Source organism: Actinoplanes sp. NPDC049668 (genome assembly GCF_044465445.1).
Taxonomy (GTDB): Bacteria; Actinomycetota; Actinomycetes; order Mycobacteriales; family Micromonosporaceae; genus Actinoplanes.
Window position 1 is genome coordinate 1,087,326 of sequence record NZ_JBITLR010000001.1, and the last position, 25,408, is coordinate 1,112,733.

28 protein-coding genes are annotated in these 25,408 nt (G+C 70.4%); all 28 read left to right on the forward strand.

Annotated elements, in window-relative coordinates; genetic code table 11:
- Positions 1–79: 79 nt before the first annotated feature.
- The 28 genes from fliD to ACIBSW_RS05185 all read left to right on the forward strand — a co-directional run bounded on the left by fliD (position 80) and on the right by ACIBSW_RS05185 (position 25,377).
- On the forward strand, positions 80–1,591 hold the full coding sequence (fliD, locus tag ACIBSW_RS05050; RefSeq protein ID WP_354721569.1) for a flagellar filament capping protein FliD: 1,512 nt from the start codon (positions 80–82) through the stop codon (positions 1,589–1,591).
- A 15-nt stretch (positions 1,592–1,606) separates the two neighbouring features.
- Entirely contained in the window at positions 1,607–1,996 is a 390-nt protein-coding gene (fliS, locus tag ACIBSW_RS05055) for a flagellar export chaperone FliS (protein ID WP_354721568.1), read from the forward strand.
- Between the two features lie 5 nt (positions 1,997–2,001).
- Positions 2,002–2,322, forward strand: coding sequence for a hypothetical protein (locus tag ACIBSW_RS05060; protein ID WP_354721567.1), 321 nt, complete (start codon positions 2,002–2,004; stop codon positions 2,320–2,322).
- Between the two features lie 191 nt (positions 2,323–2,513).
- Positions 2,514–2,861, forward strand: a complete 348-nt coding sequence (gene flgB, locus ACIBSW_RS05065; protein ID WP_354721566.1) for a flagellar basal body rod protein FlgB — start codon at positions 2,514–2,516, stop codon at positions 2,859–2,861.
- A gap of 5 nt (positions 2,862–2,866) precedes the next feature.
- Complete coding sequence (locus tag ACIBSW_RS05070) at positions 2,867–3,262, forward strand: flagellar basal body rod C-terminal domain-containing protein (protein ID WP_354721565.1); 396 nt, start codon at positions 2,867–2,869, stop codon at positions 3,260–3,262.
- A gap of 2 nt (positions 3,263–3,264) precedes the next feature.
- Positions 3,265–3,618: a flagellar hook-basal body complex protein FliE gene (locus ACIBSW_RS05075; RefSeq protein ID WP_354721564.1), complete on the forward strand. Its 354-nt coding sequence runs from the start codon at positions 3,265–3,267 to the stop codon at positions 3,616–3,618.
- Between the two features lies 1 nt (position 3,619).
- The gene (gene fliF / locus ACIBSW_RS05080; protein WP_354721563.1) at positions 3,620–5,218 is read left to right on the forward strand and encodes a flagellar basal-body MS-ring/collar protein FliF; all 1,599 of its coding nucleotides are present in this window, start codon (positions 3,620–3,622) and stop codon (positions 5,216–5,218) included.
- Positions 5,219–5,254: 36 nt separating this feature from the next.
- Positions 5,255–6,280, forward strand: a complete 1,026-nt coding sequence (gene fliG / locus ACIBSW_RS05085; RefSeq protein WP_354721562.1) for a flagellar motor switch protein FliG — start codon at positions 5,255–5,257, stop codon at positions 6,278–6,280.
- Positions 6,264–6,935, forward strand: coding sequence for a FliH/SctL family protein (locus ACIBSW_RS05090; protein WP_354721561.1), 672 nt, complete (start codon positions 6,264–6,266; stop codon positions 6,933–6,935). The genes fliG and ACIBSW_RS05090 overlap by 17 nt, the downstream gene beginning before the upstream one ends.
- Positions 6,932–8,242, forward strand: coding sequence for a FliI/YscN family ATPase (locus ACIBSW_RS05095; protein WP_354721560.1), 1,311 nt, complete (start codon positions 6,932–6,934; stop codon positions 8,240–8,242). Before ACIBSW_RS05090 ends, ACIBSW_RS05095 begins: the two co-directional genes overlap by 4 nt.
- Before the next feature lie 101 nt (positions 8,243–8,343).
- Positions 8,344–8,997, forward strand: a complete 654-nt coding sequence (locus ACIBSW_RS05100) for a hypothetical protein (RefSeq protein WP_354721559.1) — start codon at positions 8,344–8,346, stop codon at positions 8,995–8,997.
- Positions 8,994–9,941 carry a transglycosylase SLT domain-containing protein gene (locus ACIBSW_RS05105; protein WP_404799222.1) on the forward strand — a complete coding sequence of 316 codons (948 nt, stop codon included), beginning with the start codon at positions 8,994–8,996 and terminating at the stop codon, positions 9,939–9,941. Before ACIBSW_RS05100 ends, ACIBSW_RS05105 begins: the two co-directional genes overlap by 4 nt.
- 26 nt (positions 9,942–9,967) lie before the next feature.
- Positions 9,968–11,980: a flagellar hook-length control protein FliK gene (locus ACIBSW_RS05110; protein WP_354724189.1), complete on the forward strand. Its 2,013-nt coding sequence runs from the start codon at positions 9,968–9,970 to the stop codon at positions 11,978–11,980.
- An 84-nt stretch (positions 11,981–12,064) separates the two neighbouring features.
- Positions 12,065–12,532 (forward strand): flagellar hook capping FlgD N-terminal domain-containing protein, encoded by a 468-nt coding sequence (locus ACIBSW_RS05115; RefSeq protein ID WP_354724187.1) that lies wholly within the window; start codon positions 12,065–12,067, stop codon positions 12,530–12,532.
- Positions 12,533–12,589: 57 nt separating this feature from the next.
- Positions 12,590–13,807, forward strand: coding sequence for a flagellar hook protein FlgE (locus ACIBSW_RS05120; protein WP_354724185.1), 1,218 nt, complete (start codon positions 12,590–12,592; stop codon positions 13,805–13,807).
- A gap of 187 nt (positions 13,808–13,994) precedes the next feature.
- On the forward strand, positions 13,995–14,300 hold the full coding sequence (locus ACIBSW_RS05125; protein WP_354724183.1) for a flagellar FlbD family protein: 306 nt from the start codon (positions 13,995–13,997) through the stop codon (positions 14,298–14,300).
- Positions 14,300–15,091: a flagellar motor protein gene (locus ACIBSW_RS05130; RefSeq protein WP_354724181.1), complete on the forward strand. Its 792-nt coding sequence runs from the start codon at positions 14,300–14,302 to the stop codon at positions 15,089–15,091. Before ACIBSW_RS05125 ends, ACIBSW_RS05130 begins: the two co-directional genes overlap by 1 nt.
- Positions 15,092–15,093: 2 nt before the next feature.
- Entirely contained in the window at positions 15,094–16,125 is a 1,032-nt protein-coding gene (locus tag ACIBSW_RS05135; RefSeq protein ID WP_354724179.1) for a flagellar motor protein MotB, read from the forward strand.
- A 20-nt stretch (positions 16,126–16,145) separates the two neighbouring features.
- Positions 16,146–16,610 (forward strand): flagellar basal body-associated FliL family protein, encoded by a 465-nt coding sequence (locus tag ACIBSW_RS05140; RefSeq protein WP_354724177.1) that lies wholly within the window; start codon positions 16,146–16,148, stop codon positions 16,608–16,610.
- A gap of 109 nt (positions 16,611–16,719) precedes the next feature.
- Positions 16,720–17,655, forward strand: coding sequence for a flagellar motor switch protein FliM (locus tag ACIBSW_RS05145; protein WP_354724175.1), 936 nt, complete (start codon positions 16,720–16,722; stop codon positions 17,653–17,655).
- Complete coding sequence (fliN, locus tag ACIBSW_RS05150) at positions 17,652–18,398, forward strand: flagellar motor switch protein FliN (RefSeq protein ID WP_354724173.1); 747 nt, start codon at positions 17,652–17,654, stop codon at positions 18,396–18,398. The genes ACIBSW_RS05145 and fliN overlap by 4 nt, the downstream gene beginning before the upstream one ends.
- A 3-nt stretch (positions 18,399–18,401) precedes the next feature.
- Entirely contained in the window at positions 18,402–18,797 is a 396-nt protein-coding gene (gene fliO, locus ACIBSW_RS05155) for a flagellar biosynthetic protein FliO (RefSeq protein ID WP_354724171.1), read from the forward strand.
- A 1-nt stretch (position 18,798) separates the two neighbouring features.
- On the forward strand, positions 18,799–19,653 hold the full coding sequence (gene fliP, locus ACIBSW_RS05160; RefSeq protein WP_354724169.1) for a flagellar type III secretion system pore protein FliP: 855 nt from the start codon (positions 18,799–18,801) through the stop codon (positions 19,651–19,653).
- A 7-nt stretch (positions 19,654–19,660) separates the two neighbouring features.
- Positions 19,661–20,425: a flagellar biosynthetic protein FliR gene (gene fliR / locus ACIBSW_RS05165; RefSeq protein WP_354724167.1), complete on the forward strand. Its 765-nt coding sequence runs from the start codon at positions 19,661–19,663 to the stop codon at positions 20,423–20,425.
- Positions 20,426–20,428: 3 nt separating this feature from the next.
- On the forward strand, positions 20,429–21,520 hold the full coding sequence (locus tag ACIBSW_RS05170) for an EscU/YscU/HrcU family type III secretion system export apparatus switch protein (protein WP_354724165.1): 1,092 nt from the start codon (positions 20,429–20,431) through the stop codon (positions 21,518–21,520).
- A gap of 109 nt (positions 21,521–21,629) precedes the next feature.
- On the forward strand, positions 21,630–23,672 hold the full coding sequence (flhA, locus tag ACIBSW_RS05175) for a flagellar biosynthesis protein FlhA (RefSeq protein WP_354724163.1): 2,043 nt from the start codon (positions 21,630–21,632) through the stop codon (positions 23,670–23,672).
- On the forward strand, positions 23,650–25,134 hold the full coding sequence (locus tag ACIBSW_RS05180) for a hypothetical protein (protein ID WP_354724161.1): 1,485 nt from the start codon (positions 23,650–23,652) through the stop codon (positions 25,132–25,134). The genes flhA and ACIBSW_RS05180 overlap by 23 nt, the downstream gene beginning before the upstream one ends.
- Positions 25,135–25,137: 3 nt before the next feature.
- A complete protein-coding gene (locus ACIBSW_RS05185) occupies positions 25,138–25,377 on the forward strand; it encodes a hypothetical protein (protein WP_354724159.1) in 240 nt (79 codons plus the stop codon).
- Positions 25,378–25,408: the final 31 nt, after the last annotated feature.

A 25,408-nucleotide genomic window follows, 5' to 3' on the forward strand; every position in this document is an offset into this window, starting at 1 on the left:
CCCTGTCCCGCACCACGGGCAACCCAGCGAAGGGGGGAACGCTGCGATGGGCATGACCGTTGACGGTCTCGTTTCCGGGATGAGCACCACGGACACCATCAATCAGCTGATGCAGGCCGAGGCGCTCCCGCAGACCGCGCTCAAGAACAAGGTCACCACCCAGAACAAGGTGGTCTCGGCCTACCAGTACGTGAACACCAAGATGGCCGCCCTGGCCGCCGCCGCGAAGGCGCTCGGCGACCCGGCGTCCTGGGGCGCGATGAAGGCGACCAGCAGCTCCGATGCCGCCGTCGTCACGGCGCGGGCCGGCGCGTCCGCCGGGTCGGTCAGCTTCCGGGTCGAGTCCGTCGCGACGACACACACCATGACCTTCACCGGTCAGACGGTCGCCTCCCCCACCGACGCCACCGGATCGCCGGTGGCGACCGGCAGCACGTTCGACATCACGCTCAAGGACGGCAGCACCAAGACCCTCACCCCGGCGGACCAGTCGCTGCAGGCGGTGGTCGCCGCCATCAACGGCGTGGCCGACTCGATGTACAAGGCGTCCGCCGTGCAGATCGGCGCGGGCCAGTACACCCTGCAGCTGACCGCCAAGACGAGTGGCACCGCCGCCGCGTTCGACGCCACCAAGCTGCCCACCGGCCTGAACCTGGGCGCCGCGACGACCACCGTGCAGGGCGCCGACGCCCGGCTCCGGATCGGCGAGGACGCGGTCGACGCCAACGGTGACCCGCTCCTGGACGGCAACGGCGACCCGGTCTCGCAGTCGTACACGATCAGCTCGGCGACCAACACCTTCGCCGACGTGCTGCCCGGCCTGACCATCACGGCCACCCGGAAGCAGGCGGCCACCGACCCGCCGGTCACCGTCACCACCGCCGCCGACGCGGACGCCGTCGCGGCCAAGGTGCAGTCGCTGGTCGAGAGCCTGAACGCCGCGCTGACCGAGATCAACATGCAAACCAAGATCAAAACCGGCACCACGGCGGCCGGCGCGCTGGCGGGCGACTCCACCATGCGCACGCTCCGGCAGGACCTGCTGAGCAGCGTCTCCCGCGGCGTGGCCGGCGTGGACCCGCTCAACCCCGGCGTCACCAGCAGCTTCGCCGACATCGGCGTCTCGCTGAGCCGGGACGGCGTGATCTCGTTCAACAAGGAGACGTTCCTCGCCAAGTTGGCGGCGGACCCCGAGAAGACGCAGCGGTACTTCGACTCCTACAGCGAGACCGACTCCAAGGATGCCGTCAACAACCCGACCGGCCTCGGCACGGAGGGCAAGTTCCAGCCCGACTTCGACGTCGCCCGGGGACTCGGCCGCAAGCTGGAGACGGTTTCGCTGCTGGCCACCGAGGGTGTCATCCGCCCCGGTGACCCGGCGGACAGGGCAAAGCAGGGCACGCTGCAGGCGCTGATCCAGCGCAGGAACGACAACATCCGCGACCTCAACGATCAGGTCAGCAACTGGGACGACCGGCTGGCACTGCGCCGGACCGGCCTCGAGCGCCAGTTCGCCAGCCTCGAGACCGCTCTCAGCAAGATGAAGCAACAGTCCAGCTGGCTCGCCGGTCAGCTGGCCAGCCTCGGTTGATGAAATGAGCCGTCGATGACCTCTCCAACACCTGCCATGCGCGAGCGCTACCTCGCCGACTCCATCGCCACGGCGTCACCGGCGAAGCTGCTGACGATGCTCCTCGACCGCCTCGTGCTGGACCTGACCCGCGGCGAGCAGGCCCTGCTCGCGGGCGACCGGCCGCAGGCCCGGGAAAACCTGCTGCACGCGCAGGACATCGTGATGGAGCTGCACACGACGCTGGACGTCAACGTCTGGGACGGCGCGGCCGACCTGGCCCGGCTGTACGCCTTCGTGACCACCGAGCTGATCAACGCCAACGTGCAGGGTGACGCGGTCAAGGTGCGCCAGTGCCGCGACCTGATGGAGCCGCTGCGCGACACCTGGCGTGAGGCGGCACTGGCCAACAGCGCGGCGGGCTGATCACGATGGCCGCCTGGCGTGAGGAATGGGTCGCAGCGCTCGACGCGCTGGAGGCCGATGTCGTGACGATCGAGCGACTGATCGAGGACGAGCACCGCGTACAGGCGCTGCCCGCCGCGAAGCCCTGGTCTCCGCCGACCGAACTGGGCAAGCTGCCGCTTGATCTCAAGCCGCGCGCGGACCGGATCCTGGCCCGGCAGATCGCCGCGGCCCGCGCGGTCAGCACCGCGATCATCGGAAATCGGCGGCAGACGGCCTACGCGGCCAAGATCGAGGTCGGCACCGCCGGCAAGGCAATACCGGCATACGTCGACTGCAACGCCTGACCCACCAGTGTCAGCGACACGAGAAGCCCGGGACCCACAAGGTCCCGGGCTTTTCCGTGTGCAACCGACAGGCAACCGTTTGGGCCTAAGCGGATCGGCGGGCGGGCCGAACCGATATGTACGAGCAAAGGACTGCTCTTTGACAACTGCCACGGACCGGCGCGCTTTCTACCCCTGGAAGGAATACTGCCGTGTTCGACGATGTCGCATCGTCCTCGCTACGCGTCGCGGTTGCCGGCCTGTCCGCTCGGCAGAACGCCATCGCCAACAACATCGCCAATATCGAGACCCCGGGCTATCAGGCTCGTAAGGTCAAGTTCGAAGAGGCACTGAGCGGCGCCGTCGCTGCCGGCCGGTCGCCCTCGACCGTCACGCCGAGCGTGCAGAACTCGCTTGAACCGACCCGCCTGAACGGCAGCAACGTCAACCTCGACGAGGAGACGCTGTCGCACATCGACACGACCATGCGCTACCAGCTGGCCATCCGCGCCCTCGACGGCAAGTACAGCCTGATCCGCGACGCGATCAAGGGGGCGTGAGGTAGATGAGCACCTTCAACGCGATCGGCACCGCCGCCACCGGCGTGACCGTCTACCGCAAGTGGCTCGACGCGGTCTCCGACAACATCGCCAACATGGACAACGTCAGCAAGACGTCCGAGAACGCGTTCCAGGCGCGATACGTCATCGCCCAGGAGGCGCAGGACGGCAACGGCGCGCAGGTGGGCGGCATCGCCCTCGGCAGCGCGGAGGGAATCCTCTCCTACGACCCGGACAACCCGCTGGCCGACACCGAGGGCTACGTCCGCCGGCCGGACATCGACCTCGGCAGCCAGATGGCCCAGCTCATGATGGCGCAGCGCGCCTACCAGGCGAATCTCTCCGTCGTCGACCGTGCCCGTGAGTCATACAGCGCAGCGATCCAGCTCGGGAGGGCCTGATAATGACTTCTCCGATCAGCGCGATCAGCGCGCTAAGCGGTCTTTCCGGCGTCGGCGGCGTCGGCGGTGTCTCCGGTGTCTCCGGCATCGACGGCCTGCCCGGCGCGGGCGCCACCAGCGCCGTCACGGGACCGAACACCGACTTCGCCGGCATGCTCTCCAAGGGTCTCGAGAGCGTTCAGGCCTCGCAGAACAACGCCGCGGACCTGGCGGTACAGGTCGCCAACGGCACGCTGCAGGACCCCGCGCAGTACACGATGGCCTCCACCGAGGCCGCGCTCGGGCTGCAGCTCACCATGGCAATCCGCAACAAAGCAGTGGAAGCCTTCCAGGAGATCATGAGGATGCAGGCCTGATATGACGGATCGTCTTCCCGCGCCCGTACGCAAGGTAGGCGAAACCTTCAAGTCCTTCACCACGGGGCAGAAGGTGGTCACCATCGCCGCCGTGCTCGCCCTACTCATCGGCGGCTACTTCTTCGCGACCTGGGCGGCAAAGCCCTCCTACTCGGCCCTGTTCAGCAACCTGTCGAGCAAGGACGCCAGCGCGATCGTCGAGTCGCTGCAGAAGACCGGCACGCCCTACGAGCTGGCCAACGGCGGCAGCACCATCATGGTGCCCCAGGACCAGGTCTACGACCTGCGCCTGCAGCTCAGCGGCGAGGGCCTGCCGGGCGAGTCGGACACCGGCTACGCACTGCTGGACGAGCAGGGCATCACCACGAGCGACTTCATGCAGCACGCGAACTACCAGCGTGCGCTGGAAGGCGAGATCTCCAACACCATCAAGTCGATCGACGGCGTCGAGGCGGCCACCGTGCACCTGGTGATGCCGCAGAAGGACGTCTTCTCCGACGACCAGAAGAAGACCACCGCCTCCGTGCTGGTGCAGTCGAGCCCGAACGAGCCGCTCACCACGCAGCAGGTTCAGGCGATCGTGCACCTCGTCGCGTCGAGCGTCGAGGGCCTCGAGCCCGAGCAGGTCACCGTGGCCGGCGCCGACGGCAAGATCCTGTCGACCGGCGGCGGTGCCGCGGTGGCCACCGGCACCGAGAGCGGCTCGGAGTCGCAGACCGTTGCGTTCCAGAACCGTATGAACGCCTCGTTGCAGCACATGCTGGACAGCGTCGTCGGACCCGGCCACGCCGTGGTGACGACCACAGCCGAGCTGGACTACGACCAGACCGAGACCACCACCGAGTCGTACACCTCGGACCCGTCCGTCGCCGCGCTCTCCGAGAGCATCAGCCGCGAGGCCTACAACGGCAACGGCAACGGCACCGGCGGCGTGCTCGGCCCGGACAACATCCAGGTGCCGAACGGCACCACCAGCACCTCCGGCACCGGCCAGTACGAGCAGAGCGACATCGTCCGCAACAACGCGGTCAACAAGACCACCGAGGCCCGCCGGAGCGCGCCCGGCAGCATCGAGCGGCTGAACGTCGCCGTGCTGCTGGACAGCACCACCGCCGGCAACGTGAACCAGGCCGACGTGCAGGCGCTGGTCAGCGCCGCGGCCGGCATCGACGCGACCCGCGGCGACACCGTCGCGATCAGCGCGATGCCGTTCGACACCAGCGCCGCAACCGCAGCGCAGGACGCACTGGCGCAGTCCGCGGCCGCCGAGAAGTCGGCGAAGCAGACCTCGCTGATCAAGACCGCCGCGATGGCGCTGGTGGTGCTGTTCCTGATCTTCCTGGCCTGGCGGGCCAGCCGGCGCGCCAAGAAGCGCAAGGCGCTGTCCCCGGCCGAGCTCCAGCACCTCGAGGACATGCAGGCCGCGCTCGAGCAGCAGCGCCTGGCCGAGCTGAACGCGGCGATCCCGTCGCCGGCGATCGAGGCCGCCAACGCCGACTTCGAGGCCATCGAGGAGCGGCAGCGCGAGATCGAGAAGATGGTTCAGGAACAGCCCGAGGAGATGGCCGCCCTGCTACGTGGCTGGCTCAGCGCCCGCTGATCCGGTTCACCACCCCTGGTTCAAGGAGGACACGCGTTGACCACACCGGCGCTGACCACGACGTCGATGACCGGCCTGCGCAAAGCCGCCATCCTGCTGGTACGGATGGGCAAGGAGCACTCCAGCCGGGTGCTCGGTGCGATGAACGAGAACGAGGTCGAGGAGCTCTCCGCGGAGATCGCCCGGCTCGGCAAGCTCGAATCCGACGTGGTCGTCGACGTCATCGACGAGTTCTACGCGATGGCCACGACCAAGCACGCGGGCTCGGGCGGCATGGCGTACGCCCGCGAGCTGCTCGAGGCGTCTCTGGGCCCCGAACGGGCCCAGCTGATCCTGGACCGGCTGCAGGCGTCGATGACGGACATGCCGTTCAACTTCCTCAGCCACGCCGACCCGCGCCAGCTGCTCTCCTACGTGCAGCACGAGCACCCGCAGACGATCGCGCTGGTGCTCGCGCACATCCCGTCGGCGCTGGCCAGCTCGATCCTGTCCGGGCTCGCGCCCGAGGTGCAGTCGGACGTCGCGCACCGCATCGCCGTCATGGACCGCACCTCGCCGGACGTGATCCGCCAGGTCGAGACGGCCCTGCAGCGCAAGCTCTCCACGGTGCTCCAGCCCGACGAGCTCTCCACGGTCGGCGGCCTCGACCCCCTGGTCGACATCATCAACCGGGCCGACCGCACCACCGAGCGGCTCATTCTGGAGGCCCTCGAGGCCCGCAACCCGGAGATCGCCGAGGAGATCCGCCGGCGGATGTTCATGTTCGAGGACATCGTCAGCCTCGACGACCGCTCGGTGCAGCTGGTGCTGCGCCAGGTCGAGCCGGCCGACCTCGCCACGGCGCTCAAGGGCGTCGCCGACGCGGTCCGCGACAAGGTCACCGGCAACCTGTCCGAGCGCGGCCGGGAGAACCTGCTCGAGGAGATGGACCTGATGGGCCCGGTCAAGGTCAAGATGGTCGAGGAGTCCCAGCAGAAGATCGTCTCGGTGATCCGCCAGCTCGAGGACTCCGGCCAGATCGAGATCCAGCGCGGCGGCGAGGCCGATGAGCTTATCGCCTGACGAACCGATCCTGCGTGGAAGCGTCGCCGAGGCCGCTCTCGCCGCCCGGTTCGCCGTGGACCTGCGGCGCGGCGTGCCGCCCGACACCCCGCCGGTCGAGCGGGCGAAGCAGGAGGCCCGCACCACCGGGTACGCCGAGGGCTGGGCGCGGGGCCAGCGGGCCGCCGCGGTCGAGGCCGAGGCGACCGCGGAGCGGGCCAAGGCCCGCGAACAGGCGCACGACCAGCGCCGCGCGACCGCCCTCGCCCAGGCCGTCAACGCCCTGGGCCGGGCCGTCACCGGCCTTGAGGACCAGATGCAGCCGACGCTGCACGACCTGGAGGACGCCGTGCTGGCGCACGCCTTCGAGCTGGCGGAGGCGATCGTCGGGCGCGCCATGGACGACCCGGAGGGGCGGGCCGTCGCGGCGCTGCGCCGGGTCATGAACACCGCGCCTCAGCAGGGCCGGATCGTCGTGAGCCTGCATCCGGACGATTTTGCCAATCTGACCGGCACCGCAACCGACGCCGACTACAACTACGAGGGTCGGCCGGTACGGCTGCGGCCCGACCCGACCCTGAGCCCCGGCGACGCGGTGGCCGAGACCGGCACCACGACCGTCGACGCCACCATCGCCACCGCCGTCGAGCGCGCTCGGGAGGCATTGAGACTGTGACCGACGTCTTCCGAAACCGCATCGACGCCGCCGTGAGCGCGGCGCGGCCGCTCAGCCGGGGCAAGGTCACCGGCGCGGTCGGCCTCCGGGTCACCATCAGCGGCCTGGACGCGCGGGTCGGAGAGCTGTTGCAGATCGGCGAGGGCGACGACGCCGTGCTCGCGGAGGTCGCCGCGATCGACGGCGAGCGCCTGTCCTGCCTGCCGCTCGGCCCCATCGCGGGCATGAGCACCGGCAGCCCCGTCGTCTCGACCGGCGGGCCGCTGCGCGTCGCGGTCGGCCCGGACCTGCGCGGCCGCATCCTGGACGGGCTGGGCCGCCCGATGGACGGCGGCCCGCCGCTGAAGGGCGAGCTGGTCGGCATCGACGCCGCCCCGCCCTCGGCGATGGAGCGCCAGCTGGTCGACGCGCCGATGCCGCTGGGCGTACGGGTGCTGGACACGCTCGTGCCGTGCGGGCGCGGGCAGCGCATCGGCATCTTCGCCGGCTCCGGCGTCGGCAAGTCGACCCTGATGTCGATGATCACCAGGGGCACCACCGCGGAGCTGAACGTCGTCGCGCTGGTCGGCGAGCGCGGCCGCGAGGTGCGCGAGTTCATCGAGCACGACCTCGGCCCCGAGGGCCTGGCCCGTTCGGTGGTGGTCATCGCGACCTCGGACACCCCGCCGCTGGTCCGCCTCCGAGCCGGCTCGGTCGCCACCCGGATCGCGGAGTACTACCGCGACCAGGGCGCCGACGTGCTGATGATGATGGACAGCGTCACCCGCGCGGCGATGGCGCAGCGCGAGGTCGGCCTCTCGGTCGGCGAGCCGCCGGCCACCCGCGGCTATCCCCCGTCGGTCTTCGCGATGCTCGCGTCGCTGCTCGAGCGGGCCGGCCCCGGCGCGCGGGGCAGCATCACCGGCCTCTACACCGTGCTGGTCGAGGGCGACGACCACAACGAGCCGATCGCCGACGCGGCCCGCTCGATCCTCGACGGCCACATCGTGCTCGACCGCAAGCTGGCCACCGCCGGCCACTTCCCCAGCATCCAGGCCCTCGACTCGATCTCCCGGGTCGCCAACAGGATCACCACCCCCGAGCAGCGCAACGACGCCACCGAGCTGCGCCGGATGATGGCCGCGCACCGCGACGTGCGCGAGCTGGTCGAGATCGGCGCGTACGTGTCCGGCACCAACCCGGACGCCGACCGCGCCACCGCGCTCTGGCCGCAGATCACCGCGTTCCTGCGCCAGGGCCTGGACGAGAAGGTCAGCGCCGCCGACGCCTGGCAGGACCTGCGGCACCTCGTCGCCGCCGCGACCTGACGAAGCGTACGGGTGCAGGTCGGGTGCAGGCGCTAAGCCGTTCCCGGCCCGGGCCGACCGGACCTGGTGAGGAAGCCATGTCTACGTCCTCGGGAGGTCCTGTGAATCGCCTGTTCCGGCTCGGGCCAGTGCTGCGCGCCCGTAAGGCTCAGGAGGACGCCGCACGCGGCGCGGTCCTCCAGTCCCGCCAGGAGATCCTCCACGCGCAGGCGCTGGTCAAGCGCCGCCAGCTGGACCTGGCCGGCGCGGACGCGCCCAACGAGGGCACCGCGCGGGCCATGGTCGCCTCCCTGGTCGCCCGGCAGTCGATGGCGGCGACCCTCTCCGGCGCGCACCGGATGGTGGCCGAGGCCGAGGAGGTGGCGCTGGAGCGGCAGATCGAGCTCGCCGACGCGGCGAAGCGGCGCCGGGCGGTGGAGTCGATGGCCGAGCGGCACGCCGCGGCGGTCCGCGCGCACGACCTGCGCACCGAGCAGAACACCCTCGACGAGATGGCGGTGACGGCGAAGGCCCGCAACGCCGCCCGCGGCATCGACGGTTCCAGCGAGCAGCGCGCCAACGCGTTCCGGCACGGCTACGGCACCGCCTCGGACCGCGAGGACGCCGCCCGCCGGGCCGCCGGCGCCGTCGCGGCGCAGCGCGCTGTCGTCAACCTGGGCGACGCGCGGGAGTCGATCGACGCCTCCCGGTCCACGCTCGCGCTCGCCACCAAGCGGGCCGACGAGGCCGCCGAGGCCCCCGAGGACCGCGCATGATGGGTGTTCAGGGCGTCATGGCCCGCATCACCGAACTCAGGACCCAGCTCGGGATCGTGCCCGCCTCCGACGGCACCGCGTTCGCCGGCGCGCTCAAGGAGGCCGGCGGCAAGATCGGCAACACCGACAAGGCCGGGGTGACGGGTCAGGCGGTGGTCGACGCCGCCAAGAAGTACCTCGGCACCCCGTACGTCTTCGGCGGCACCGATCCGGCCAAGGGGCTCGACTGCTCGGCGCTGGTGCAGCGGGCGTACAAGGACCTGGGCATCGACCTGCCGCGGACCGCCGCGGAGCAGGCGAAGGCCGGCACCAAGGTCGACGGCCTGAAGAACGCCCGGCCCGGCGACATCCTCGCCTTCGACTCGCCGGTCGACCACGTCGCCATCTACCTGGGCGACAACAAGATGATCGCGGCGCCGAAGCCCGGCGACCACGTCAAGATCCAGTCTGTCTACGAGACGCCGACGCACATCCGCCGCGTCGTCGGCACCGAGGCCGCGGCCGGCGTCGACGCCGCCGGGGCCGTGCGCCCCGCCAGCCTGCAGAACTCCGCCTCGCTGGCCGGCGTCCCGTACGCGGACATGTTCCTCGCGGCCGGCGCGAAGTACAACGTGTCGCCGAAGCTGCTGGCCGCCGTCGCGAAGGTCGAATCGGGCTACAACCCGAAGGCCGTGAGCCCGGCCGGCGCGCAGGGGCTGATGCAGCTGATGCCGGGCACCGCCCGGGGTCTCGGCGTCGACAACTCGTTCGATCCGCGGCAGGCCATCAACGGCGCGGCGAAGCTGCTCTCCAGCCACCTCAAGGAGTTCAAGTCGCTCCCGCTGGCGCTGGCGGCGTACAACGCGGGCGGCGGCAGCGTGCACAAGTACGGCGGCATCCCGCCGTTCTCCGAGACACAGGCATACGTGCCCAAGGTCCAGAAGGCCCTGGCCGCGCTCGGCTGAGCACCAAACACGAGGGGAACCATCGTATGACGAGCTCCGTGACCGGGCCCAGCAGGCCGACCACCGACGCCGGGCGCTGCCAGCAAGCCCGGGCGACCGACAGCGGGGACGCCTTCGGCTCGGTACTCTCCGCCGAGCTGGACCGCCCGGCCGAGCAGGCCAGGGACCGTGCCGCGCAGGACCGCAGGACGGAGGACCGGGCCGGGCAGGACCGGGCGGCGCTCGACCGTTCGGTCGCCGAGCGGGCCGCCGCAAACCGGGCCGCGCAGGGTCGCCTCGACCGGAGCCAGGCCGAGGACCGTGCCACCGACGCCCGGCTGCGGCGCACCGCCGAGAACCGGGCGGCCCGCGACGAGGCCGCGCAGGACCGATCGGCGCAGGTACGCACCGCGGACCAGCCCGCCGACGCGCCGCGCGCGGACAGCCGGCCGAGCGACGACGGACGACCGACAACCGGTGTGTCCGAGGAGACGGGCCCGGCGAAGGACGCCCACCCCGTAGCCGACGACGCCACGACGGTGCCGGCCACGGAGGAGACCGTCGCCGCCGCGAACGCGCCGATCGCCGGGCTGGCGTTCCAGGCCGTCCTCGCCGCGACCGCCGTGATCGCGCAGGGCGGGGAGACCTCGCCGGCCGGCGAGATCCCGACGACGGCGATCACACCGACCACATCGGCCACATCCGTTCCGGCAACCGCACCTGCCACGCCGGTGACGACGACCGCACCCGCCACCCCCGTGACGACGACCGCACCCGCGACGCCGGTGACGACGGCCGCACCTGCCACGCCCACCACGCCTGCCACGCCGACCGCCGCGGCCCAGGCGGACACGGCGATCACCACGGCGACCACCGGCGCGGCCGCCGCATCACCGGCCACATCCGCGACGGCAACCGCACCCGTCACGCCCACCGACGGCACCGCGCCGGCCGGGCCGGACCCGCGGGCGGCCGCCGTGACCGGCGAGGCGACCCCACCCGCACCGGCCCCCGCGGGACCGAACACACCGGCGCAGGCCACCACAGCAACCCTCGCCTCGGCCCAGACCGGCCCGGCGGGCGCACCCACACCGGCCGACACCGGGCAGAACACGCCCACTCAGGTCGCAGCCCCGCAGGCCGCGACCGTGCCGACGGTGCAGAGCCCGGCCGCGCCGGCGCAGGCCGACGTCACCGGCCCCGGTGCCGACGGGGCCGGGACCGACCCGGCCGCTCCCGCCCCGGTTGCCGCATCCGTCGACCCCGCCGCCAAGCCGACGACGGCCACGGCCACCCCGACGGACGCCGCGACCAGCGCCGCGACCGCGGATGCCGACGCACCGGCGGCCACCCGGGCCGAGGGCGCTCAGCCCACCGGCGACCGGCCGGCCACCGCCGCGGCCGCCGACAACCAGGCCGCGACCACCGGTGGGGGCACGGGCGGCGACGGGCAACCGACCGGGCAGAACTCCGGCGGGCAGGGGTCCGGCGCGTTCACACCGTTCACCGCACCTGCGGCTCCCGGCACCGAGGCGCCGATCGGCGTGCCGGCCGCCGGCGGTGTCGCCGCGACCGCTCCGACCGCCCCGGCCGCCCCCGTCGCGGACGCCCCGAGGCCCGCGCCGCCGACGCCCGGACCGCTCGCCACCCAGCTCGCCGCGCGGATCACGCCGCTGCGGCTGGACGCCGACGGCGTGCACCGGCTCACCGTCAACCTGCACCCGGCGGACCTCGGACCGGTGCAGGTCATCGCCGAGATCCGCAACGGCGAGATCAGCATGCAGCTCTCCAGCTCGACCGACGCCGGCCACGACTCGCTGCGCAACGCGATGGACGATCTCCGGCGCGAGCTCCAGCAGGCGGGCTTCTCCAACACCTCGCTCGACCTGCGTCAGGGCGCTCAGCAGGACCAGGCGCGCCAGCAGTTCGCCTTCATGGGCGAGCGGGGCGGGGCCAACGCCGGAAACCGGGCGCCGGGCAGCGGGTCCGAGCCGCCCGTTCCCGCGGCGCCGAGCCACCCGGTGACCGCCGAGAACGGCCGCCTCGACATTCACGCATAGCACCCGAACGGCAACTAAGTGAAGGGGCGCAGCGGCCGAACCTGAGTGCGTAGGGCACCGACCGAACCCAGGAGGGCTTGTCAGATGACGTCACCCATCGGCGGATACGTCAGCCGGGACTACGACGTCGCGGGTAAGACCCCGACGTCGCTGTACACGAACAAGACCACCACGGACTCCGGTAGCAAGTCGGTCGCCGACCAGGACACGTTCCTGAAGTTGCTGGTGGCTCAGCTCAAGTACCAGGACCCCAGCAACCCGGCCGACTCGACGCAGTTCCTCGCGCAGACCGCGCAGTTCACCCAGGTCGAGAAGCTCGGGCAGATCGCGGACATGCTGCAGGCGCAGCAGCTGATCGGCGCGAGTTCGCTGGTCGGTTCCACGGTCACCTACCAGGACGAGTACGGCATGACACAGACGGGCGTCGTCACCAAGACGAAGCTCAACGGAGACAGCGAACCGATCCTCGTGGTCGGGAACATGGATGTGCAGCTGTCCAGGGTCACGGAAGTTCAGCAGACAACGGCGACGCCGAACGGCAAGACCACCTGAACCGACCCGCCTCACCACATCCGATGATCCCGCTAACCACGAAGGACACCTGACTCTATGCTGCGTTCACTTTTCTCCGGCATCAGCGGCCTGCGGGCTCACCAGCAGATGATGGACGTCACCGGCAACAACATCTCGAACGTGAACACCACCGGTTACAAGTCGAGCCAGACGGTGTTCCAGGACACGCTCTCGCAGATGCTCAACGCTGCCGGCGCTCCCCAGAACGGCTCCGGCGGCACGAACCCCGCCCAGATCGGCCTGGGTGTGCGGATGGCGAGCGTCAACGCGAACTTCAGCCAGGGCGCCGCGCAGACCACCGGCAAGGCCGGCGACATGATGATCCAGGGTGACGGCTTCTTCGTGGTGAAGAGCGGCAACGAGTCCGTGTACACCCGCGCCGGATCGTTCACCTTCGACGCCAACGGCTCGTTGACCACCCCGAACGGCCAGATCGTCCAGGGCTGGTCCGCCGACACCAACGGCATGGTCAACACCGCCGGCGCGCCCGGCGACATCAAGCTGCCGATCGGCATCAGCCTCGCACCCACCGAGACCAAGAACTTCACGCTGACCGGCAACCTCTCCTACGAGGCCGCGGCCGACGCTACCTCTGCCAAGGTCATCCCGATTCCGGTGATCGACGCGAGCGGTGCCTCCAAGACCGTGAACGTCACCATTCAGATGAGCGTCAAGGGTGACCCCTCCGTGCCGACCGACCCCGAGTGGACGATGACCGACGAGCTCGGTAACACCGTGACGTTCGTCTTCCCCGGCGGCAAGCCTCAGGACACGGCCAACCCGGGCGTCCCGGCCACCACGGTCACCTTGGGCGGCTACACCGTCGACGTGCACGACCTCACCTGCTACAGCGGTGGCACCGAGGCCCGGGTGAGCGCGTCGGACGGCTCCGCGGCCGGCATCCTGAGCTCGTACACGGTGTCGAACACCGGGCAGATCGTCGGTATCTTCTCCAACGGTCTCAAGCAGACCCTCGGCCAGCTGGCCCTGGCGAACTTCAACAACGTCAACGGTCTCGAGAAGATCGGTGACTCGATGTTCCGCAGCACCGTGAACTCGGGCCTGGCCCAGGTCGGCGCGGCCGGCACGGCGGGTCTCGGCCTGATCACCAACGGCGCGCTGGAGATGTCGAACGTCGACCTCGCCCAGGAGTTCACCAACCTGGTCATCGCCCAGCGTGGCTTCCAGGCCAACAGCCGGATCATCACCACCTCTGACGAGATCCTGCAGGAACTCGTCAACCTCAAGCGCTAGTAGGCGAGAACGCCGGTGTGAAGCCGGGACGGGCCTGACCGCCCGCCCCGGCTTCGCTATGCCCGGGCCCTGTCGCACCCGTATTGCGACCGAGGTGCGCTCATCGGCAACCGGCACAGGACCGAAATGAAATAGGACAGGCCACGGACGGCTACACCAGCCAGTTGATGCCCCAAGGACGGACGTCTTGATCCTCGTAACCCGCCTCAACGGCGCCGTGTTCGCGCTCAACCCGGACCTGGTCGAGCGAGCGGACTGCACGCCCGACACGGTCATCACGCTGGTGGACGGCACCAAGTACGTCATCGCCGAGTCCGTGCCCGAGTTCATCGACTCGGTGCGCCACTACCGCGCCTCGCTGATCGCACAGGCGAGCCGCATCGAGTCCGAGCCCGCTCTGCTGGCCGGCAACGGTACCGCCGACGACGACGGTACCGACAACGACGACCAGGCCGCTGCGAACGTGCTGCAGCTGCACCGGAAGGACCGCTGATGGACCTCGCAAGCATCATTGGTGTAGTCGTCGCACTGGTAATCGTCTTCACCGTCCAGATCCTGGAGGGTGGCAGCCCGGCCTCCATCATCCTGATCCCGTCGATGCTGCTGGTCTTCGGTGGCGCGTTCGCCGCCGGCATGGCCGGCGGGGTACTCAAGGACGCGCTGGGCATCGGCAAGCTGCTACAGAAGGCGTTCCTGGCCAAGGTGACGCCGCCGAACAAGCTGGTCGAGGACGTCGTCAAGCTCGCCGAGCGGGCCCGCCGCGAGGGCCTGCTGGCCCTCGAGGACGCGGTCAAGACCGTCGAGCACCCGTTCCTGAAGCGCGGCCTCCAGCTGGCCATCGACGGCACCGACCCGGAGGAGCTGCACGACATCCTCCACGCGGAGGTCGCCGCCAAGAAGAAGGCCGACAAGGCCGGCAAGAAGCTCTTCGAGAACATGGGCGGCTACGCGCCGACCATCGGCATCATCGGCACGGTCATGGGCCTGGTGCACGTGCTCGAGAACCTCAACAAGCCGGAGACGCTCGGCCACTCCATCGCCGCGGCGTTCGTCGCGACGCTCTGGGGCGTGCTCTCCGCCAACCTGATCTGGCTGCCCCTGGCGGCTCGCCTGGACCGCCTCTCCGGCCTCGAGGCCGAGGAGATGGAGCTGGTCATCGACGGTGTGCTCGCCATTCAGGCCGGCTCGAACCCGCGCCTGGTCGCGCAGAAGCTTCGTAGCCTGCTGCCGCCGGACGCCGCCCGGGCCGCCGAGGCCGCCGCCTCGAACAAGAAGGCCGCGTAGTCGTGAGTTCGGGAGGCGGAGCACGCCGGAAGAAGGTCCGGCACGAGGAGCACGAGGAGCACGTCAATCACGAGCGCTGGCTCGTGTCGTACGCCGACATGCTCACGCTGCTGTTCGTCCTGTTCGTGGTGCTGTACTCGATGAGCAGCGTCGACCAGAAGAAGTTCTCCGAGCTGGCCACCAGCCTCTCGCAGGGCTTCGGCTCGCAGAACGTGGCGATCACCGGCAACGTCTCGAACCTCGACGGCGCCAGCCAGACCACCGACATCGTGCCCATCGACCCGGGCAGCACCAATCCGGGCAACGGCGAGAGCGGCACGGCCGGCATGACCAAGGAGCAGCGCTCGGCCGTCGACCGTGCGCTGCGGGCGGTCGACCGCAAGAAGGCCTCTGAGCGGGCCCGGGCGGCCACCAAGGAGGCGGAGGACATGAAGGCGATCGAGCACAAGATCGCCGACGCGCTCGACCGGGCCAAGCTGCTCAACCAGGTCAAGTTCACCATCGACCAGCGCGGCCTGGTGGTCACGGTCGTCACCAACGAGGTGGTCTTCGCGGGCAACCGCGCCGACCTGCAGCCCGGCGGCGAGCGGATCCTCGACGCCATCGCGCCGTCGCTCGCCAAGCTGCCGAACAACATCGAGGTCGACGGCCACACCAACCAGCTCAAGGCGGCGACCACGTTCTACCCGAGCGGCTGGGAGCTCTCCGCGGCCCGGGCGTCCACGACGGTCCGGCACCTGATCGGGCACGGCCTGGCGAAGAGCCGGATGAGCGCGGCCGCGTTCTCGGACACCAAGCCGCTGATCGACCCGAAGGACCCGCGTGCGGTGACCATGAACCGCCGGGTGGACGTGGTCGTACTGACCATGCTCAAACCCGAGGAGGCCGCGCTGCTGCCGGCCGCCGCGGGCCCGGACGCCAAGCTGCACACCGGGGTGACCACCGCGCAGGCGGCGGCCGCCAAGGCCGCGGCGGCTAAGGCGGCGGCCACTCGCGCCGATTCAACCGGCAAGCCCGGCACCACGCACAACTGACCACGACAGGAGGAGTTCCGATGAGCAAGGACGACAAGGACACTGCGGCGGATGCGCCGAAGTCCAAGAAGAAGCTGATGATCGTTGTGCTCGCCGTCGTGCTGCTCGGCTTGGGCGCCGGCGCGGGCGGGTTCTTCTTCCTGCAGAGCCGCGCCAACGCCGCGGCCGAGGAGCCGAAGCCGGAGCGGGGCGTGGTGGTGGCCATCGAGAACCAGATGACCATCAACCTGGCCGACGCGCACTACCTCAAGCTCGCCTTCGCGCTGCAGATGACCAAGGAGGCCGGCGAGGAGGAGATCGACACCGCCGAGGCGCTCGACCTGGCCATCGACCAGTACACCGGCATGAAGATCGCCGAGCTGGAGACCGAGAAGGGCCGCACGGCGGCCAAGGAAGAGCTGCTCGCGAAGATCGAGAAGGCCTACACGGTGGAAGACAAGCAGCTGGTGATGGGCATCTACTTCACCACCTTCGTCACCCAGTGACCACGGGGATAGGCAGATCCGTCCGGCACGGATCTGCCTATTTCTCGTAGAACGGGAGAAAGCACGCTCTCCGGCTCAGCGGTCGTGCAACCGAGCCGATGAGGACGACGTGACCACGTCTCCGACCCGTTCCCCCGGGAAGATGTCCCGGCGCGGCAACACCGGCCCCACCTCGTACGACTTCCGCCGGCCGATCAAACTGTCCCGCGAGCACATCCGCACGCTGCAGATCGCCTTCGAGACGTACGCCCGCAGCTGCGGCACCCTGTTCACCACCCGACTGCGGGTGGTCAGCAGCGTCTCCCTGGTCTCGATCGAGCAGCTCAACTACGACGAGTACGTCGCCACGCTCGCGAACCCGACGGTCATCGCCGTGGTCTCCATCGAGCCGCTGCCCGGCACCGTGCTGATGGAGATCTCCTCCCCGGCGGTCATGACCGCGATCGACCATATGCTCGGCGGCCCCGGCGGCCCACAGCCGGAGCGGCCGCTCACCGACGTCGAGATGCCGCTGCTGCGCGGCCTGGTGGAGCGGATGCTCGGCGAGCTGCGGTACGGCTTCGAGACGCTGGTCGACATCTCCCCGAAGCTCAGGGAGATCGAGTACAACGCCCAGTTCCTGCGCACCCACCAGCCCGGCGACGCGGTCGTGATCGCCTCGCTCGAGGTGAAGATCGGCACCGAGGAGTGCGTGGCGAGCATCTGCCTGCCGTTCAGCACGATCCTTCCGGTGCTCGAGCAGCAGGACACCGTCGAGCTGACGGCGGCCGAGCGGATGGTACGCGAAACCTCGTTCCGCAACCTCACGGCCGGACTTTCCGCCGCGCCGATTGACGTAGCAGTCCGATTCCAGCCCATTCACATGCGCACCGATGACATCGTGGATCTACGGCCCGGCGACGTGCTGCCCCTGGGGCACCCGATCAGCGTGCCGCTCGAGGTGACAGTCAACGAGACCGTTTTTGCACACGCAGTTCCCGGTAACCAGGGTGCCCGGCTCGCCTGCCTCGTCGTGCCGTCGCCCAAGGAGGAAGAGCGCCGATGACCGCGCCCACGATCACTGCGCCGCAGCTGGCGCTGGTCCGGACCGCCGCGACGGCGGCCCTGGCAGTCCTGCCGACGAGCCGGGAGCTCCTGGTCGGCGAGCCCGTGACGGCGACCGCCGACATGCTGGCCACCGGGCAGGCCGTCACCGCGAAGTTCAGCGGCGCGGCCACCGGCGAGGCAGTCGTCGTGGTCGGGCAGGACCTGGCGGACGCGCTCAAGGAGAGCCCGCTCGGCGAGCTCGACCTGACCGCGGCCGTACGCCCGGCGCTGGAGGCCGCGGCCCGCGCGTTCGGCCCGGTGGTCCTCGACCCGGGACAGCTCATGGAGCCGGTGGTCGCGTTGAGCGCGATCGCGGCGAAGGACGGCGCGATCGCCGTACCCCTGCTCGACGGCGGCGAGATCCGCGCGGTGCTCGCGATGGCGCTCGCGCCGTGGCCGGCCGACGCGGCGCCGGGCGGAGCCGGCCGGCGCGAAGGCGCGGCCGTGACCATCCGCGGCCTGGACATGCTGCACGACGTCGAGATGGAGGTCTCCGCCGAGCTGGGCCGGACCCGGATGAGCGTGCGGGAACTGCTCTCCCTCATTCCGGGCGCCATCGTCGAGCTGGACCGGGCCGCCGGCAGCCCGGCGGACCTGCTGGTCAACGGCCGCCTGATCGCCCGCGGCGAGGTCGTCGTCATCGACGAGAACTTCGGCATCCGGATCACCGAGATCGTCTCTCCCGGCAGCGAACGGGAGTAGGCCTTGTTCGAGCTCGTCCTGCGGATCGGCTTCTCGCTGCTGGTCGTCTTCGGCCTGCTGTGGGCGCTGGCCAAGGTCGTGGGACGTGGAGGCATGCGGCGGCGCGGGTCGGGCAGCCTGTCGGTGCTCAACCGGCAGCATCTGACCCGCAGCTCCTCCGTCGCGGTCGTCCAGGTGGCGGACCGCGCGCTGATCCTCGGCGTCACCGACAACCAGGTGAGCCTGCTGGGCGAGACCGACCTGGACGCGTTCGGCGCCGAGCCGCAGCCGGAGCGGCAGAAACACGAGGTGCTGCCGGTGCTGCCCGAACCCGGCGGCAAGCTCGACGGGTCGGTCCTGTCGCCGCGGACCTGGAGCTCGACGCTTGACTTCCTGCGAGACCGGACGACGAGGCGCTGACATGTTGCGGCGTACCCTGCTGATCCTGCTCTTCGCGGCGGCCGCGCTGGTGCCGGCCGCGGCGGCGCAGGCCGCGCCGCAGCCGATGCCGATGCCGCAACCGGCGCAGGTCGCCGTGCGGTACGAGCTGCCGAGGGCGCCGGGGCCGACCGCGCCGGTCGCGCCGACCGTGTCACCCACCGGCGGCAGTATCAGCGTCAACATCGACGGCACGAACCCCGACGGCAGCAAGCCGTCCACCGCGCTGGTGATCGTGCTGGGCCTGACCGTGCTCTCGGTGGCGCCCGCGGTGCTGCTGCTCTGCACGTGCTTCACCAAGATCTTCATGGTTCTCGGCATCACCCGCAACGCGATGGGCCTGATGAGCATGCCGCCGAACCAGGTGCTGGCCGGTTTGGCGCTCTTCATCAGCCTGTTCATCATGACCCCGACGCTCACCCAGATGAACGAGGAGGGCCTGCAGCCCTACCTGGACGGCACCAAGACCCAGTCGCAGGCGTTCGAGGACGGCATGGTGCCGCTGCGCGAGTTCATGTTCAAGAGCACCCGCCCCGAGGAGCTCGCGCTGCTGATCAAGGTGTCCGGCGAGGAGAAGCCGGCCAACCCCGACGACGTGCCGACGACCACCCTGATCCCCGCGTTCGTCCTGTCCGAGCTGCGCGCGGCCTTCATCATCGGCTTCGTCATCTTCATCCCGTTCCTCATCATCGACATGGTCGTCTCCGCGTCGCTGATGTCACTCGGCATGATGATGTTACCGCCGGTAACAGTCGCGCTGCCGTTCAAGCTCCTGCTCTTCGTACTCGTCAACGGCTGGGGGCTGATCATCACGGCGCTGGTGGGGTCGTACGAATGAGGCCCGGGTGAATTGGGACATCCCAATCTCGGAGGTCCTGGCGGTCATGCTCGGCGCCACTCGCTGCGGCGCATGGCTGATGCTCTGCCCGCCGTTCAACTCCCGGCTCATCCCGCCGCAGGTCAAGGTCCTGCTCTCGATCGGGCTGGCGCTGCCGATGGCGCCCTACCTGACCGCCAGCACGCCGTCGCTGGAGACCTCGGCGATCATCGGGAGCGCGGCGCTGCAGGTCTTCGTCGGCGCGGCGCTCGGCTTCATCACCTACCTGTACTTCGCCGCCATTCAGGCGGCCGGCGACCTGCTCGACCTCTTCGGCGGCTTCTCCCTGGCCTCCGCCTACGACCCGATGTCGCAGAACCAGAGCTCGATCTTCGGCCGCTTCTACAACCTGCTCGCGGTGACCCTGCTCTTCGCCAGCGACGGCCACCAGATGATCCTGCGCGGGTTCCTGCACTCGTACGAGACGCTGCCGCTGGACGCGACGTTCTCCCTCGAGACCTTCGGCAAGGTGCTCACCCAGGGCATCGGCGAGATGTTCCTGGCCGCGCTGCAGATCGCCGGCCCGCTGATCGCCGTCCTGTTCCTCACCGATGTCGCGTTCGGCCTGCTGAACCGGGTGGCGCCCGCGCTCAACGCGTTCCAGCTCGGCTTCCCGGCGAAGATCCTGCTGACCCTGACCCTGTCCGGCACGGCGATCGCGATCCTGCCCCGCGCCCTCGACGAGCTGGTCGACCAGGCGGTCGTCGCGGTCGTCAAGCTGAGCGGGGGGTGATCCGTGGCCGGTGAGAAGACCGAACAGCCGACACCGCAGAAGCTGAAGAAGGCCCGCAAGGAAGGCCAGATCGGGCGCAGCCAGGACATCGGCGCCTGGGTCGGCATGCTGGCGGCCAGCATCATGCTGCCGCGCACCCTGGGTTCGGCGATGGACCACTCCCGCGAGCTGATGGCCAAGGTGCCGGACGTCATCGCCGACCCGGACCCGCAGATCGCGCTCGGCATCCTCAAGGACGGCCTGATGAGCGCCGGCTGGGCGGTGCTGCCTCTCGCGCTCACGATGATGGCGGTCGGCATCGCCGCGGCCGCCGCACAGGGCGGCATCCGGGTCGCCACCAAGCTGTTCATCCCGAAGTTCAGCCGGCTGAACCCGTTTCCCGGCATCAAGCGGATGTTCGGGCCGCAGGCTCTCTGGGAGGGCACCAAGGCGCTGGTCAAGACCGCCGTGCTGGCCGCCGTCCTGTACATGACGATGAAGGACATCGTGCCGGTGCTGATGACCGCGGGACGGCTGCAGATCGGCTCGCTGCTCGGCGTGATCAACGACGCCGTGCTGTCGCTGATCCGGGCCGCGGCCGTCGCCGGCATCGTGATGGCCGCGGCCGACTACTTCGTGGTCCGCCGGCGTACCAACAAGCAGCTGCGGATGAGCAAGGAGGAGGTCAAGCAGGAGCACAAGAACACCGAGGGCGACCCGCACGTCAAGGGGCAGATCCGGGCCAGGCAGATGGCCATGGCCCGCAACCGCCAGATGGCCGACGTACCGACCGCCGACGTGGTGCTGGTCAACCCGACCCACGTCGCCGTCGCCCTGCGTTACGACGCGGAGAAGGGCGCGCCGCGGGTGATCGCCAAGGGGCAGGGCGCCATCGCCCAGAAGATCCGCGAGCTGGCCAGCGAGAACCGGATACCGATGGTCCAGGACGTGGCGCTGGCCCGGGCGCTGGAGAAGAGCGTCGAGGTCGGCATGGAGATCCCGGCGGAGTTCTTCGGCGCGGTGGCCAAGGTGCTGGCGTTCGTGATGAGCCTGAAGGCGAGGGGCTCGGCGGCCGGTCTGCACCGCAACCCGAACCCGACACCAGCGGCCGCCTGAACCGCCAATTCGGTTGCCACTACGGATTAGGGCGGCATACCCCCAATCTGGGAGAATTCCTCACATCATACCCATCGCTGCGGGAGTATCAGCAGGTGGAGGGGGTGCTGTGAAGAACCGCAACCTCAGCAAGCTCGCCGTGCCCATCGGGGTCATCGGCATCATCGTCATGATGGTCGTACCCCTGCCGACCTTCCTGCTCGACATGTTGATCGCGCTCAACATCACCGGCGCCCTGCTCATCCTGCTGATCGCCATGTTCGTTCAGCGGCCCCTCGACTTCTCCGTCTTCCCGGCCCTGCTGCTGGTCGCCACGCTGTTCCGGCTCGCGCTCAACATCAGCGCCACCCGGCTGGTGCTGCGCGACGGCGACGCCGGCAAGGTCATCCACGCGTTCGGCAGCTTCGTGGTCGGCGGCTCGCTCGTCATCGGCCTGGTCATCTTCATGATCCTGATCATCGTGCAGATCGTCGTGGTGACGAAGGGCGCCGAGCGCGTCGCCGAGGTCGGCGCCCGCTTCACCCTCGACGCCATGCCGGGCAAGCAGATGGCGATCGACGCCGACCTGAACGCCGGCCTGATCGACGAGGTCGAGGCGAAGCAGCGCCGCGCCGACGTCGCCGCCGAGGCCGACTTCTACGGCGCGATGGACGGTGGCTCCAAGTTCGTCAAGGGCGACGCGATCGCCGCGATCATCATCACCGTCATCAACCTGGTCGGCGGCTTCACGATCGGCATACTCCAGGAGGGCATGTCGCCCGCCGAGGCGATGAACCACTACAGCCTGCTGACCGTCGGCGACGGCCTGGTCTCCCAGATCCCGGCGCTGCTGCTCTCGGTCGCCACCGGCCTGATCACCACCCGCTCGGCGACCTCGGGCGACATGGGCAGCAGCGTCACCACCCAGCTGAGCCAGAACAAGCTGGCGCTGCGCATCGCCGGCGGCGCGGCGCTCGCCATGTGCATCATCCCCGGCCTGCCCCCGGTGCCGTTCCTGGTGATCGGCGCGGTCGTGCTGCTGGTGGCCCAGCGGATACCGGACCCGGTCCCCGAGGGCGAGGGCACACCGGTCGCCGACGTCGAACGCCCGTCGCCGGACTCGCCCGAGCAGCTGATCGGCGAGATGCGCGTCGACCCGCTCGAGCTGGCGCTCTCCCCCGACCTGGTCGACCTGGTCGACAGCAACGGCGGCGACCTGCTGGACCGGGTCCGCGCGCTGCGCCGCAAGATGGCGCTCGAGCTGGGCCTGGTCATGCCGCCCGTGCGCACCCGCGACGACCTCGACCTGCCGCTCTCCTCGTACGCGATCCGGATCAGCGGCATCGACGCCGGCACCGGCCAGGCCCCGCCCGGCACGGTGCTGGCGATCGGCGACGGGCTGCAGGCGCTGCCCGGCCGGGCCGGCGTCGAGCCGGTCTTCGGCCTGGCCGGCAAGTGGGTGCCGGCGGAGCTGCACTACCAGGCGGAACTCTCGGGCGCGACCGTCGTCGACCGGGCCTCCGTGATCATCACGCACCTGGCCGAGATCGTCCGGCAGAACGCCAGCCGGCTGCTCGGCCGCGAGGACGTGCGGTCCCTGACCGAGATGGTCAAGCGCACCCACCCGGTAGTGGTCGAGGAGCTGACCCCGACGCTGCTGAGCCTCGGCCAGATCCAGCGGGTGCTGCAGGCGCTGCTGGACGAGGGCGTACCGATCCGCGACCTGGTCCGGATCTTCGAGTCGCTGTCGCTGCGCGCCAAGGTCTCCGTCGACCACGACGGCCTCGTCGAGGCGGCCCGCGCGGCGCTGGGCCCGGCCATCGCCGCCCAGTACGCGACCGGCGGCCGGCTGTCCGTCATCACCCTCGACCCGATGCTCGAGCAGGGGCTGCTCGAATCGCTGCGGCCGAGCGAGACCGGTGCGTTCATGGCGATCGACGGCATGCGCGCCGAGGCGATTGTCACCGAGGCCGGCCAGCTCGTCGAGGCCGCCGAACAGCAGGGCATCACGCCGGTGCTGGCCTGCTCCCCGCAGCTGCGGCTGCCGATGTTGCGTCTCCTGCGCGCAGGTTCCCGCCGCGTGCAGGTGCTGTCCTATTCCGAGATCTCTGGTTCTTCCGCACAGATCGAGACCATGGGGGTGGTGAACGGTGCCTACGCGGGTACTGCTTGAGGGGCCGGCGATCGAGCCGTTGCTGGCCCAGGTGCGCGATGAGTACGGCTCATCGGTCCGGATCATCTCGGCCGACAAGGTCCGTACCGGTGGCTTCGGCGGCTTCTTCGCCAAACAGCGCTACGAGCTGTCGGTCGAGGTACCCGACGCCGACGAACGCGCTGAACCGCCGAAGAGCCGGCCGGCGGGGGCCGCGGAGCCGGCGCAGTCGCTGGAGCAGCTGCTGGCCCGGGCCGAGTCCGGTGACCGGATAGCGCCGGACGACGACGACCGCCGGACGGGCCGCGACGCCGGCATGGGCGACGCCGCCTCCGCCGTCGGCCGGCCCGGCCGCGAGGGCGGACGGGAGGTCACCGACCCGGGTGCCGCCTTCGCCGAGCTGATGGCCGGCCTCGACAAGGCGGAGGACCCCGCGTGGTCCCGGCCCCGGCCGCACCCCGCCGTCGAGCCGGAACAACCCGAGGACGGGCCGACGGTGCGGCCGTTCCGCCCGGCGCGGGCCACCGGCTTCCCGGTCAACGGCGGCGCGACCGGCGGGGTTCGGCCGCTGCCGCCCGTACCGTCGCTCGCCGAGCTGATGGGCGGCCTGAACGTGACCGGGGAGCCCGCCGCCCCGGGCCGGGCGGCCGCGGCATACGGCCGCGCGCCGGCGACGACCGCGACGACCGCGGCCGACCTGGCCGAGACGCTGGCCGGCCTCGGTCTCGGCGCGCCGGGAACCACGCCGCAGGGGATGCCGCAACCGCCGGCCACGCTGCGGCCCTTGCACCCGGATCCGGTGCAGCGCAACCTCATGATGGTCGGCATGCCGGAGGAGATGGTCGCGCAGATCGTCGGCGGCGACACCTACTCGGGCGTGCTCGGCGTGCTGGCCTCCCGCCCCGCCGCGCCGGGCGTCCCGGACGCGCCGGGCGAGATCCTGGTCCTCCTCGGCGACCTGGACCACGCGCTGCCGCTCGGCCGCAAGCTCTGCGAACAGGCTGGCATCGCCGAGTCGCACCTGCTGCTCGGCGGGCCGTCCGCGGCCGGCACCGGCATGCACTCGTCGCGGGTGCTCGGCGATCCGCCGGCCGCCGCGACCAGGGCGGAGCGGCTGCAGAACGCCGACCACGCCTGGATCGTGGTGGTCGACGCGAAGGTCGGCGGGACCGACCCGATCTGGATCAGCGACATGTGCGAGGCGCTCGGCGCCACCGCCGTCTGGGCGGTGGTCGACGCGACGCGCAAGACCGCGGACACGGCCCGGCACCTGCGGATGCTCGGCGACATCGAGGCGCTCGTGGCGCACGGCCTCGACCTCACCGCGGACCCGGGCACGGTGCTCGGCCTGGAGAAGCCGGTCGTCTCGCTGGACGGCAAGCCCGCCACCCCGCACGCCTGGGCCGCGATGCTGTGCGCGCGGATCGCCTCGGACGTGGTCCCGATGCCCGCCCTTCCGCGGCGGCCCGCCCGGGGCCGGTAGCCCGTGATCCGGCCCTCCGTCCTGCTCTTCGCGCTGCTCATGAGCGCACCGGCGCTGTACCGCTACGTCACCGACGAGATCGACATCAGCCAGGTGCTGATCCGCTTCCTCATCGCCGTGCCGATCGCCGCGGTCCTGCTCGCCGGGCTGCGCTTCATCACGGCCGGATACGGCAGGACGGAGGAGTCGGGCACCCCGACCACGCCGACGTCGGTGGAGCCGGAGGCCGGACCGCCGGCCTGATTCATCCTGTTAACGACACTCGTTGGCTATT